Source organism: Bradyrhizobium sp. (assembly GCF_035652035.1).
Lineage (GTDB): Bacteria > Pseudomonadota > Alphaproteobacteria > Rhizobiales > Xanthobacteraceae > Bradyrhizobium.
Genome location: NZ_DASREO010000022.1, coordinates 72742 through 84960, shown reverse-complemented (window position 1 = coordinate 84960; position 12219 = coordinate 72742). Strand labels below are relative to the sequence as shown.

At 61.6% G+C, this 12219-nt stretch carries 10 protein-coding genes; 5 read left to right on the top strand and 5 right to left on the bottom strand.

From position 1 onward, the window contains the following. Positions 1 to 13 precede the first annotated feature (13 nt). On the bottom strand, positions 14 to 832 hold the full coding sequence (locus tag VFB05_RS08350; protein WP_325010927.1) for an NAD(P)-dependent oxidoreductase: 819 nt from the start codon (positions 830 to 832) through the stop codon (positions 14 to 16). 132 nt (positions 833 to 964) lie between these two features. Here VFB05_RS08350 and VFB05_RS08345 point away from each other — a divergent pair, with 132 nt between their 5' ends. Then, positions 965 to 1930, top strand: a complete 966-nt coding sequence (locus tag VFB05_RS08345) for an SMP-30/gluconolactonase/LRE family protein (protein WP_325010925.1) — start codon at positions 965 to 967, stop codon at positions 1928 to 1930. Between the two features lie 144 nt (positions 1931 to 2074). Here the strand turns inward: VFB05_RS08345 and VFB05_RS08340 are convergent, their stop codons facing one another. Both VFB05_RS08340 and VFB05_RS08335 read right to left on the bottom strand, forming a co-directional pair. Next, positions 2075 to 3505: an aldehyde dehydrogenase family protein gene (locus VFB05_RS08340; protein WP_325010923.1), complete on the bottom strand. Its 1431-nt coding sequence runs from the start codon at positions 3503 to 3505 to the stop codon at positions 2075 to 2077. 281 nt (positions 3506 to 3786) lie between these two features. Beyond that, on the bottom strand, positions 3787 to 6153 hold the full coding sequence (locus tag VFB05_RS08335; RefSeq protein WP_325010921.1) for a transketolase: 2367 nt from the start codon (positions 6151 to 6153) through the stop codon (positions 3787 to 3789). 154 nt (positions 6154 to 6307) lie between these two features. Here VFB05_RS08335 and VFB05_RS08330 point away from each other — a divergent pair, with 154 nt between their 5' ends. Then, positions 6308 to 6769: an Lrp/AsnC family transcriptional regulator gene (locus VFB05_RS08330; RefSeq protein WP_325010919.1), complete on the top strand. Its 462-nt coding sequence runs from the start codon at positions 6308 to 6310 to the stop codon at positions 6767 to 6769. A 6-nt stretch (positions 6770 to 6775) separates the two neighbouring features. Here VFB05_RS08330 and VFB05_RS08325 read toward each other — a convergent pair whose 3' ends face one another. Together VFB05_RS08325 and VFB05_RS08320 are read right to left on the bottom strand one after the other, a co-directional pair. Next, complete coding sequence (locus VFB05_RS08325) at positions 6776 to 7711, bottom strand: DMT family transporter (RefSeq protein WP_325010917.1); 936 nt, start codon at positions 7709 to 7711, stop codon at positions 6776 to 6778. Between the two features lie 205 nt (positions 7712 to 7916). Next, positions 7917 to 8756, bottom strand: a complete 840-nt coding sequence (locus tag VFB05_RS08320) for an aldo/keto reductase (protein WP_325010915.1) — start codon at positions 8754 to 8756, stop codon at positions 7917 to 7919. 202 nt (positions 8757 to 8958) lie between these two features. Between VFB05_RS08320 and VFB05_RS08315 the strand changes: the two genes are divergently transcribed. The 3 genes from VFB05_RS08315 to VFB05_RS08305 are packed head-to-tail and all read left to right on the top strand — an operon-like array spanning position 8959 to position 12043. Continuing rightward, positions 8959 to 10281: a sugar ABC transporter substrate-binding protein gene (locus tag VFB05_RS08315; protein ID WP_325010913.1), complete on the top strand. Its 1323-nt coding sequence runs from the start codon at positions 8959 to 8961 to the stop codon at positions 10279 to 10281. Between the two features lie 17 nt (positions 10282 to 10298). Next, positions 10299 to 11219 carry a sugar ABC transporter permease gene (locus tag VFB05_RS08310; RefSeq protein WP_325011215.1) on the top strand — a complete coding sequence of 307 codons (921 nt, stop codon included), beginning with the start codon at positions 10299 to 10301 and terminating at the stop codon, positions 11217 to 11219. Further along, a complete protein-coding gene (locus VFB05_RS08305) occupies positions 11216 to 12043 on the top strand; it encodes a carbohydrate ABC transporter permease (RefSeq protein ID WP_325010911.1) in 828 nt (275 codons plus the stop codon). Before VFB05_RS08310 ends, VFB05_RS08305 begins: the two co-directional genes overlap by 4 nt. Positions 12044 to 12219: the final 176 nt, after the last annotated feature.

Below are 12219 nucleotides of genomic sequence, written 5' to 3'. Positions count from 1 at the left end.
AGGTGTCATCGGATCATTTCAGATCGATGATGCGGCTCCGTTCGCCGTCGAACTCCATGCCGCAAAACGTCCCGCCCTGATAGAAATCGCTGACCGGATCCGCCTTGAGCTTGGCCTGCTCGGCAAAGGCATGTTCGCGGAACTCTTCGGCGCGGCCGGTCGGGCGATAGCCGAGATCGATGGCGCGATGATTGTCCCACCAGGAACGCTCGTTGTTGGAAGCGCCGTAAAAAATCTCGAAATGGATGTCGGGGTGTTCGAGCCCGATCCGGCAGAGCTGCACCAAATCCTCCGGCTTCAGCCAGATCGAAAGCCGGCGGTGATCGAGCGGCTTGTCGCCGAAATTGCCGATCCGGATGCAGGTGACCTTCATGCCGTGCTTGTCGGCATAGAGCGCGCCGAGCGATTCACCGAACGCCTTGCTCACGCCGTAACGACTATCCGGCCGCGGCGTCACATCGGTGCCAATGCGATGATGACGCGGATAGAAACCGACCGCATGATTTGACGACGCAAAGATGATGCGCTTGACGCCCTTCTTGTGCGCGGCCTCGAACAGGTTGTAGCAGCCGATGATGTTGGATTGCAGGATGGCGTCCCAGGGACCTTCAACCGAATAGCCGCCGAAATGAATGATGCCGTCGACGCCTTCGCAGATCGCCTCGACCTCGGCCAAGTTGGCGAGATCGGCGGCCTTGAATTTTTCGCTCTTGCCGAGATCGGCAGGCGCTTTCAGGTCGCTGAGCAGCAGATCCGGATAGATCGGCGGCAACAGCTTGCGCAAGCTCGTGCCAATTCCACCCGACGCACCGGTCATCAATATCCGTGGCATTTCATCCCTCATTTTCGGATTGCTTGGTGATTATGGCGCGACGCGCAATGCGCGGCAAGCGCGCTTGCCGCAAGGGTACGTCGATGTTAGCAGGTAGCTTGCGAGGAAACCAAACAGCAACGAGAACACAAAATGTCCGAAAAGGCAGCGCGCACCGGCTTTGTCCCGGCAACCCAATATCCTGACCCTTGCATTCACGCGCTCGATCCGCGGTTCGAGAAATACTGGCTGAAATTGTCAGCCGTAGAGCGGCTCGCCACCGGCTTGCGCTGGGCCGAAGGGCCGGTGTGGTTCGGCGACGGGCGTTATCTGCTCTGCAGCGATATTCCCAACCAGCGCATCATCAAATGGGAAGAAGAGACCGGCACGGTCAGCATCTATCGCAAGCCGTCGAACTTCGGCAACGGCAACACCCGTGACCGTCAGGGGCGTCTGATCACCTGCGAGCACGGGGGGCGACGCGTCGTCCGGACCGAATATGACGGTTCGATTACGGTGCTGATGGATTCATTCGACGGCAAAAAGCTGAATTCGCCAAACGACGTCGTGGCGAAATCCGACGGCTCGATCTGGTTCACTGATCCGGTGTTCGGCCTGCTCGGCAACTACGAGGGCTATGTCGCCGAATCCGAGATCGACGCCAATGTCTACCGGATCGACGGCGAAACCGGAAAGGCGACCATCGTTGCCGAGGGCGTGCTGGGGCCGAACGGGCTTTGCTTCTCGCCGGACGAAACGATTCTCTATCTCGTTGAATCGCGCGGCGTCCCGAACCGCAAGATTTTGGCCTACGACGTCTCACCTTCGGGCGACAAGATCACAAACAAGCGTGTGCTGATCGACGCCGGTCCCGGCACGCCCGACGGCATGCGTTGCGACATCGAGGGCAATCTCTGGTGTGGCTGGGGCATGGGCAGTGCCGAACTCGACGGTGTCATGGTCTTTGCGCCCGACGGCAAGCCGATCGGCCGCATCGCGCTGCCCGAGCGCTGCGCCAACGTCTGCTTCGGCGGATTGAAGCGCAACCGCCTGTTCATGGCGGCGAGCCAGTCGATCTACGCGCTCTATGTGAACACGCAAGGCGCGCTCGGCGGGTAAACCCACTTCGTCGTCCCGGCGAACGCCGGGACCCATACCGCGTGATCTATCGGCAAGAAGAAGGCCGGCGTTCTTCGCAAAACGCCGGCCTGTGGTTATGGGTCCCTGGGTGCGCAGGGACGACAGCACACAATGGGATAAAGCCTACGCCGCGTTGAAACCGGCGACGGCCTTGACCTCGAGATATTCCTCGAGGCCGAACTTGCCCCACTCGCGGCCGTTGCCCGACTGCTTGTAGCCGCCGAATGGCGCGGTGCGGTCGTTCGGAACTCCCTGCAGATTGACGTTGCCGGCGCGGATGCGGCGGCCGACGCGGCGCGCGCTTTCGACGGAATCGCCGGAGACGTAGCCGGCGAGACCATAAGGCGTGTCGTTGGCGATCCGCACCGCGTCTTCCTCGTCCTTGGCGCCGAGGATGGTCAGCACGGGCCCGAAGATTTCTTCCCGCGCGATCGTCATGTCGTTGGTGACGTCGGCGAAGATGGTCGGACGCACGTAGTAGCCCTTGTTGACGCCGTCCGGCAAACCGGGACCGCCGGCGACGAGCGTCGCACCTTCCTCGATCCCTTTATTGATGAGCGCCTGGATCTTGTCCCACTGGATGCGCGAGACGACCGGACCGATGGTGGTGCCTTCGGCGCGCGGATCGCCCGCCTTGGTCTTTTCGGCCACGCCCTTTGCGATGGCGGCGACTTCCTTCATCTTCGACAGCGGCACGATCATCCGGCTCGGCGCATTGCACGACTGGCCGGAGTTGTTGAACATGTGCATCACGCCGCCGGTCACTGCCTTGGTGAGATCGGCGCCTTCCAGGATCACGTTCGGCGACTTGCCACCGAGTTCCTGGCTGACGCGCTTGACGGTCGGCGCGGCGCGCTTCGCCACATCGATGCCGGCGCGGGTCGAGCCCGTGAACGAAATCATGTCGATGTTCGGGTGCTCGCTCATGGCGGCGCCGACTTCGGGGCCGAGGCCGTTGATGAGGTTGAACACGCCCTTCGGCACGCCGGCTTCATGCAGGATTTCGGCAAAGATCAATGCCGACGTCGGCGTAAATTCCGACGGCTTGAGGATCATGGTGCAGCCGGCCGCAAGCGCGGGCGCCACCTTGCAGGCGATCTGGTTCAGCGGCCAGTTCCACGGCGTGATCATGCCGACGACGCCGACCGGCTCGCGCACCACCACGGCGGAGGGGAGCGGCTCTTCGAAGTGATAGTTCTTCAGGACTTCCAGCGTCGACATGATGTGGCCAAGGCCGGCGCCAGCCTGCAGCTTCTCGGCCATCGGCAGCGGCGCACCCATCTCGTCGGATACCGCAGCGCCAATCTCCTTCATGCGGCCCTTGTAGACACTGATGATCTTCTCCAGGAGAGCGACCCGCTCCTCTCGGCTGGTCTGCGAATAGGTCTCGAAGGCGCGCCTGGCAGCGGCGACGGCCTTGTCGACGTCGGCCTTGGAGCCGAGGGCAACTTCATACATCGCTTCTTCCGTCGCCGGATTGACGACAGGCGTGGACTTCTTGACGACCGGATCGACCCAGGCGCCGTCGATGTAGAATTGCATACGGTTGACCATCGGAAACCTCTTGATGTCGGTGGCTATGGAGGGGGCGTTCAGCCAACATCCTCGCACGAAAGCCGGATCAGTTGAACCCGCCACATGCGGGACGCCGCGTTGCGGCTATAGTCGAGATATAAGAGTGCAGGCGCTCGGGTGGCAAGGCTCCGATCCGAAATAGGTCCCGGATCAGCGTCGCGTTTGCATGCCGCGCCGCGTCCGGGACACGGAATATTTTTTCAGGCTACTCGATCTCGTTCCCCGGCGTGAAACGATGCGCTGCTGCTCCGGGGCCCACGTCACACGGCCAATTTCCGGTGACGCACCGGCGCGCCGGAGGTGAGGCTTTCCGCCGCATCGATGATGGCGTTGGCATCGATGCCGTAGTGGCGATAGAGGTCGTCGATCGTGCCGGTCTGGCCGAAATGTTCGACCCCGAGCGCTTCGACCCGATGGCCGCGCACCCCGCCGAGCCAGGCCAGCGCCGACGGATGTCCGTCGATCACGGTCACGAGGCCGCAATCGCGCGGCAGGGGCGCAAGCAGCTTTTCGATATGAGACAGGTGCGCGACACCGCGACGATCCCTGCGCAAGGCCCGCGCGGCGGTCCACCCGGCATGCAGCCGGTCGGCCGAGGTGATCGCCAGGAGCCCGATGTCGCGGCGGCTTTCGCCCAAAAGCCCGACCGCCTCGATCGCTTCCGGCGCGACCGCTCCGGTATAGGCAATGACGACTTCCGCATTCGGCCCAGGCTTGCGTAACCAATAAGCGCCCTCGGTGATGCCGGATTCCAGTTCGCCCGACATGATGCGCTGCGGCTGATCGATGCTGCGCGTGGTCAACCGTAAATAGACCGAACCGCCCTCGCCGTATTCGCGCTGCATGTGCTGGAAACCCCAGCGCATGATCACGGCGAGTTCGTCGACAAAGGCCGGCTCAAAGGACGAAAGCCCATCCTGCGCCATGCCGATCAAAGGCGTTGCGATCGACTGATGCGCGCCGCCTTCCGGCGAGAGCGTGATGCCAGACGGCGTCGCCGCCACCATGAAGCGTGCGTCCTGGTAGCAGGCATAGTTCAGCGCATCGAGGCCGCGCTCGATAAAGGGATCGTAGAGCGTCGCCACCGGCAGCAGCCGCTCGCCGTTGATCGCATGCGACAGCCCCAGCGCCGACATCAGGATGAACAGGTTCATCTCGGCGATGCCGAGTTCGATGTGCTGGCCTTTTGGCGACGCATCCCAGTTGAAGGTCGAGGGAATCTTTTCGCTGCGGAACAGGTCGGCCTTCTCGGCGCGCGCGAACAGGCCCCGGCGATTGACCCAGGCGCCCAGATTGGTCGACACCGTGACGTCAGGCGAGGCCGTGACGATGCGCTCGGCAAGCTTGCTGTCGCCGCGCGCGAGTTCGTTCAGCAAAAGTCCGAATCCTTGCTGGGTCGACATCTGCGCCGACGGCGAGAAGGTGAGCCGCTCGGGAACGTCGATCACGGGCGCGCTCAAGCGCCGCCGGCCGTCGCGATTGAAGGGCACTTTTGACAGGAACGCTTCGATCTCGGCCGGCGTCTGTGGCAGCCCCTCGAACTTGTCCCATTCGTGGCCGGGGCGGATGTTCTGGGCGCCGCGCCACTTTTCCATTTGGGCGACCGTCATCAGGCCGGCGTGGTTGTCCTTGTGGCCCTGGAACGGCAGGCCGACGCCTTTGATGGTGTAGGCGATGAAGCAGACGGGGCGATCATGATCGATCGCCTCAAAGGCCTCCAGCATGCTCGCCATGTCGTGGCCACCGAGATTGGACATCAGCGCCAGCAATTCCTCGTCGTTGCGCTTGTCGATCAGCCGCGATATCGGGCCCTGGTCGCCGATTTCATCGCGCAAATGCTTGCGGAACGCCGCGCCGCCCTGGAAGCACAACGCCGAATAAAGCTGGTTCGGGCATTGATCGATCCATTTGCGCAGCGCTTCACCACCCGGCTCGGCAAAGGCCTCGCGCATCAGGCTGCCGTACTTCACGATCACCACGTCCCAGCCGAAATTGCGGAACATGGATTCGAATTTTTCCCACAGTCCCTCACGCACCACCGCATCAAGACTCTGGCGGTTGTAGTCGACCACCCACCAGGTATTGCGCAGGCCGTGCTTCCACCCCTCCAATAGCGCCTCGAAGATGTTGCCCTCGTCCATCTCGGCATCGCCGACCAGCGCAATCATCCGCCCTTCGGGGCGTTGTTTGGCCCAGCCATGCGCCCTGACGTAATCCTGCACCAGCGAGGCAAACAGCGTCTGCGCGACGCCGAGACCAACCGAGCCGGTCGAGAAATCGACGTCGTCAACGTCCTTGGTGCGCGACGGATAGGATTGCGCGCCTTTAAAACCGCGGAAATTCTCCAGCTTCTCGCGGGTCTGATGTCCGAACAAATACTGGATCGCATGAAATACCGGGCTCGCATGCGGCTTCACCGCGACGCGGTCCTGCGGCCGCAGCACCGAGAAATAAAGCGCCGACATGATGGTGGCGAGCGAAGCGGACGACGCCTGATGGCCGCCGACCTTCAAGCCGTCGACATTCGGCCGGATGTGGTTGGCGTGGTGAATGGTCCAGGAAGACAGCCACAACACCTTGCGCGTCAGCGCGTTCAGAATGTCCAGGCGTGCGGGTTCGATCGGCATGGCGCGGCTCCCGGCCTCGCGGCGCGTTTTGGGTGGCGATTTAACGCCGATGTTACTGCGGCCGCCTCATCGGAAAATCTCAATTTTTGGCGACATACCCTGATATTTTGGGATAACTTTCCAATTCGTGCTCTCAAATCGACGGTTCATCCCAATGACCAGCCTCGACGCCATCGACCGCAAGATTCTCAGCCATCTGCAATCCGACGGCCGCATCACCATGGCCGAGCTCGCCGAGAAGGTCGGGCTTTCGATCTCACCGTGTCATCGCCGCGTAAAACTGCTCGAGGAGCGCGGCGTCATCAGCCGTTATATCGCAACCGTCGACCAGAAATCGGTCGGGCTGCATGTCAGCGTCTTCATTTCGATCAAGCTTGCGCGGCAGAAGGAGGAAGACCTCAATCGCTTTGCGCGCGCGATCTCGAAATGGGAGGAAGTGCTGGAATGCTACCTGATGACCGGTAATCGCGACTATCTGCTCCGCGTCGTCGCGGCCGATCTCTCATCCTACGAGGCATTCCTGAAGAACAAGCTGACCCGGCTCGACGGCATCGCCTCGATCGAGTCAAGCTTTGCGCTCAGCCAGGTGAAATATTCGATCGCACTGCCGGTGTGATCGGGCTTACGGGTTCGGCGAACGCGCGGCTTGCACCAGAACTTCCGACCGCCGCACGCGCTCGCGATGGGCGGTGTAAAGGCCGCTCGCGACGATGATGGCCGCGCCGGTCGTCGTCCAGACGTCGGGGACTTCGCCAAAGATAAAGAAGCCGAGAATGCTGACCCACAGCAACTGAGTGTAGGAAAACGGCGCGAGCACCGAGGCATCCGCATAACGAAATGCCAGCACGACGATCCACTGCCCTGCTGTCGAAGCGATGCCGATCAGTGTTCCGAACAGGATATCGTGCCAGGTCGGGGTAACCCAAACGAACGGCACCAACGCGGTAATGATAGCAAAGCCCACGATCGACGAATACGCCATGGTAGTGGCGGCGTGCTCCTTGCCGCTCATCATGCGCGTCATGACAAGTGTGAAGGCCCACGCTGTTGCCGAAACCAGCGGAAAGAACGCGGCGACGTGAAACGCGCCGGTGCCTGGCCGCAGAATGATCAGCACACCCAACAGGCCGACCGCGGTTGCGATCCAGCGGCGCAAGCCCACTTTTTCGCCAAGAAAGAGAATCGAAAGCGCGGTCACGATCAACGGCGCGACGAAACTTGTGGCCGAGGCTTCCGCGATCGGAAGAAACCGCAAGCCGGAAATGAAAAGCAGCGAAGAGCTGAGCACAGCGACGCCGCGCCACAGCTGCAGGGGACGCTGACCCGTGCGCAGCGAATGCAACGGCGAGCCAGGCAACATCGCGGGAAGCATGATCAACGCAAAGATCAGAAACCGGATCCAGGCGATCTCGATCGAGGGCAGCGTCTTTGACAGATACTTTGACGTAACGTCTGACGTTCCGAGAAAGACCGTTGACGCCAGGATCAGCGCAATTCCGCGAAATGGACGATCGGCGCGCGCCGGCGCGGTATTGGCCGGTTGCTTGTTCGCAGGCATAGGCTTTTCGGGCAACGGGTCTTCAGGCAACGGCAATGCCGCGCTGTCCAGCCGGAAGGCTGTTGCGGAACGGGTCACGTTTTGAACTCAGATCGAAAGAATCAAATCGGGGTGAGGTTCAAGAAAAGCGCGATCGCGCCGGCGGGACAACACCCGAAAACAGGCAGCGGATATGCAGGCTCCTCGAAATGGTCTGGCGAGTCCTCTAAAGCATTGGCAGGCTTCGAGGTTTCGGCCCGCGCGGGAATGCCTGATCAAGCGCGGCGATGTCGTCGGCGCTCAGCACAAGATCGCCAGCCGCGGCGTTTTCGGCGGCGTGTTCCATGCTGGAAGCTTTCGGTATCGGAAACACGTGCGTTTCACGCGCGAGAAAAGCGAGCGCGACCTGTCGCGTCGAAACACCGAGTCGTTTGGCAATCGTCTGCAACACCGCGCCGCCTTTGCTGCGCTGATCGGGAAAGTCGTTGTGGCCGAACGGCGAATAAGCGACGACGGCAACGCCGTGCTCCGCGCACCACGGAATCACCGCATGCTCGATCGCGCGCTCCTGCAAATGATAGAGCACCTGATTGCAGGCAATCTTGCCCTCGCCCGCAACAGTCAGAAGCTCATCGAGATCGCCGGCATCGAAGTTGGAAACGCCCCACGAGCGGATTTTTCCGGCGCTGACCAGTTGCTCGAAGGCTTCGACGGTGTCGGATAAGGGAAAGCTGCCCTGCCAGTGCAACAGATAGCAATCGAGCCGATCGGTTTTCAGCCGCTTCAGGGAGCGTTCGCACGCGGTGATCGTGCCGCGGCGCGAGGCGTTACTCGGCAGCACCTTCGACACCAGATAGGCCTCGTCGCGGCGTCCGTCGATCGCCTCGGCAATAACGAGCTCGGCATCACCATACATCTCGGCCGTATCGATGTGCGTCATACCAAGATCGAGACCGCGCCGTAACGCCGCGACCGCCTGCTTGCGATCGCCGCGATCAAGATACCAGGTGCCCTGCCCGATGATGGATACATCGTGGCTGGTGTTGCCGAATTTTCTATACTGCATGTGATTACCTGTGATGCGGGGAGCGCACCATAATCGAGCACGCCCAAGCCGTCGATGCCCAGGCATGCCAAAGGAGAGCGCGACGAAAGTCGCGTCCTTGTCCTGCTCGTGCCGCGTGCTATGAATCGGCGCAAGGCCAGCCGCGTCAAACATGCCGGCCAAACGACTAAGCGCCGCTAAGGGCGAATTTGGGGAGGAAAACATGGCCCATTCTGGCCCGAGCCGGCGTTCTCTGTTGCAGGGAACGATTGCGGCGAGCGCGCTTGGCTTAAGCGGATTGCCGGCGCGCGCCGACGTGCAGTGGAAGAAATATGCCGGCACCACAATCGAGGCCAACCTGATCAAGGGGCCGCGCGGCGAGCTATTACAGAAATATGCGGCCGAATTCACCGAGCTGACCGGCATCAAGGTCGAATCCGAACTCATCCCCGAACAACAGCAACGGCAGAAGGCCGTTATCGAACTCACGTCCGGCAAGCCGAGCTTCGATGTCGTCCACGTCAGCTATCACGTGCAGAAGCGGCAATTCGACAAAGCGGGTTGGCTCGCCGACCTCACGCCGTTCATGAAGGATCCGAACCTCACCACGCCTGACCTCACCGTCGACGATTTCTCCGCCGGCGGGCGGCTGTTCGCCCAGAATGAAAAAGGTGAGATGCGCTCGCTGCCCTGGTCGGTCGATTATTTCATCCTGTACTGGAACAAGGAGCTGTTCGCCAAGAAAGGCGTCGCAGTGCCGAAAACCATGGACGAGATGGTCGCCGCTGCCGAGAAGCTGAACGATCCCGCGAGCGGCGTCTATGGCTTCACCGGCCGCGGCCTGCGCAACGCCAACATGACATTGTGGACCAACTTCTTCCTCGACTACGGCGGCGAGTTTCTCGACGCCAAGGGAAATATCCTGACCGATGGACCGGAAGCAATCGAGGCGACGAAAGTTTATCAGCGCCTCATGACCAAGAGCGCACCTCCCGGCGCCGCTGGATTCAACTGGATGGAATCTATGGCCTCGCTGACGCAAGGCCGCGCCGCGATGTGGATCGACGGCGTCGGCTGGGCGCCCCCGATCGAGGATCCCAAGGCCTCGCGTGTCGTCGGCAAGATCGGGTACACGCTCGTGCCGGCTGGACCCAAGGGTCAGTATTCCGCGACCTATGGCGACGGCATCGGCGTGGCGCAAGCGAGCACAAAGAAAGAGGCCGCTTATCTATATTGCCAGTGGGCCGTGTCAAAGACCATGGGCGCGCGGCTGTTGCAGGCCGGCGGCGGCGTGCCGTTCCGCAACTCCGTCCTCAGCGATGAGACGGTGCGCAAGGGCGTCAAGACGCAGGAATGGCTGGACTCGGTGATCGCGTCCGCGAAGATCAGCAAGCTCGGCCTGCCCGTCATCATTCCGGTTGCCGAGTTTCGCGACATCGTCGGCGCGGCCGTGACCGCGACGCTGTCGGGCGCGGACCCGGCGACGGAACTGAAGAAGGCGCACGAACAGTTCCGTCCGATCCTGGAGCGAAGCGAAAAGACGTGAGCTTCAGCTCCGCAGAAATCTCTCCCGCGCAGACGGAGGCGGCCGCGCGTGAACCGAACGGGTGGCGACCTCCATCCTACTGGCCGTTCGTGCTGCCGGCGCTGCTCGTCGTGCTCGCGATCATCATCTTTCCGTGGGCCTACACCATCTGGATGAGCCTGCACGAGTGGAAGGTCGGCTCTGCACCGACCTTCATTGGCCTTTCGAACTACATTCGGCTACCGAGCGACATCAGGTTCATCGAGGCGATCGGGCATACGCTGGTCTACAGCGCGCTGTCGGTCGCCCTGCCGCTGATATTCGGTACATTCGCGGCGGTGGTGTTTCACACCAAATTTCCGATGCGCGGCTTCCTGCGCGGTCTCTTCATCATGCCGATGATGGCAACTCCGGTGGCGATCGCGCTGGTATGGACGATGATGTTCCATCCGCAGCTCGGTATCCTCAACTATCTCCTCTCGCTGGTCGGCGTCCCGCCGCAGCTCTGGGTGTTTCATCCCGCAACCGTCATTCCCTCACTGGTGATGGTGGAGACCTGGCAGTGGACGCCGCTGGTGATGCTGATCGTGCTCGGCGGCCTCGCTTCGATTCCGACCGAGCCCTACGAGAGCGCCCTGATCGATGGCGCGACCCGCTGGCAGACCTTCCGCTACATTTCGTTGCCGCTGATTGCGCCGTTTCTCTTCATCGCCTCGATGATCCGCATGATCGACGCGGTGAAGAGCTTTGACATCATCTTCGCGATCACCCAAGGCGGTCCGGGCAACGCCTCGGAGACAATCAACGTCTACCTCTATAGCGTCGCCTTCGTCTATTACGACGTCGGATATGCCTCCGCCATCGTGGTGGTCTTTTTCGCGCTGATCGTGGCGCTCGCCGGCGCATTGCTGTGGCTGCGGCGCAGGACGCACTGGAACGACGGCGGAGACGTGCGATGACGCCGTTGCGCCGATTGGCCGGCCAGGCCGGACTTGCACTGGCGGTCCTCGCCGTCGTCTCGCCGGCGATCCTGTTCTTCCTCTGGATGCTCTCCCTGTCGCTCAAGTTCGAGATCGACAACGCGTCCTATCCGCCGATCTTCATCCCCGAGCATTTCAACTGGGGCAACTATTCCGCCGTCATCGCCTCCAACCGGTTCGTCACCTATTTCTTCAACAGCCTGATCGTCACGGGCGCGGCGACGGCGTTTGCCCTTTTGGTCGGCGTGCCCGCCGGCTATGGCCTCGCGCGGATGCGGGCGCACAAGGCAGCCGCCGTGATCCTGATCGCGCGCATCACGCCCGGCCTCTCCTACCTCATTCCGCTGTTTCTGTTGTTTCAATGGCTCGGCCTGCTCGGCACGCTGTGGCCGCAGATCATCATTCATTTGGTGGTGACGGTACCGATCGTGATCTGGATCATGATCGGCTATTTCGAATCCACGCCGAACGAGCTCGAGGAGTCGGCCATGATCGACGGCGCGACGCGCTGGCAGGTGTTTCGTTATGTGGCGCTGCCGATCGCGCAGCCGGGAATCGCGGTCGCCTTCATCCTCGCCGTGATCTTTTCGTGGAACAATTTCGTGTTCGGCATCGTTCTGGCCGGACGCGAGACGCGCACGCTGCCCGTCGCCGTCTACAACATGATTTCTTACGACCAGCTGAGCTGGGGTCCGCTCGCGGCTGCAGCCTTGATCGTCACTTTGCCGGTGCTGTTGCTGACGGTGTTTGCGCAGCGTCAGATCGTGGCGGGCCTGACCGCGGGCGCAGTCAAGGGCGGCTAGTGTGGCGGTTCAGAAGTCCGCATCATTGCTGCCGCGGGTTCGTCATGCGGACTTCTGAACCAAAGCCACACTAGATCAATAGGTTTGCTAGTGTCCTTTCGATTCCGAAGTTCGAAAGTGGCTCCAGAAATGGTTACGAACTTCGGAATCGGGACACTGGTATCGGAGGAGCAAAG

Bases quoted from the DNA above. Each gene is read 5' to 3' on its own strand.
- VFB05_RS08305 (WP_325010911.1), top strand. From the start codon at position 11,216: ATGACGCCGTTGCGCCGATTGGCCGGCCAGGCCGGACTTGCACTGGCG.
- VFB05_RS08350 (WP_325010927.1), bottom strand. From the start codon at position 832: ATGCCACGGATATTGATGACCGGTGCGTCGGGTGGAATTGGCACGAGC.
- VFB05_RS08330 (WP_325010919.1), top strand. From the start codon at position 6,308: ATGACCAGCCTCGACGCCATCGACCGCAAGATTCTCAGCCATCTGCAA.
- VFB05_RS08345 (WP_325010925.1), top strand. From the start codon at position 965: ATGTCCGAAAAGGCAGCGCGCACCGGCTTTGTCCCGGCAACCCAATAT.
- VFB05_RS08340 (WP_325010923.1), bottom strand. From the start codon at position 3,505: ATGGTCAACCGTATGCAATTCTACATCGACGGCGCCTGGGTCGATCCG.
- VFB05_RS08335 (WP_325010921.1), bottom strand. From the start codon at position 6,153: ATGCCGATCGAACCCGCACGCCTGGACATTCTGAACGCGCTGACGCGC.
- VFB05_RS08325 (WP_325010917.1), bottom strand. From the start codon at position 7,711: ATGCCTGCGAACAAGCAACCGGCCAATACCGCGCCGGCGCGCGCCGAT.
- VFB05_RS08315 (WP_325010913.1), top strand. From the start codon at position 8,959: ATGGCCCATTCTGGCCCGAGCCGGCGTTCTCTGTTGCAGGGAACGATT.
- VFB05_RS08320 (WP_325010915.1), bottom strand. From the start codon at position 8,756: ATGCAGTATAGAAAATTCGGCAACACCAGCCACGATGTATCCATCATC.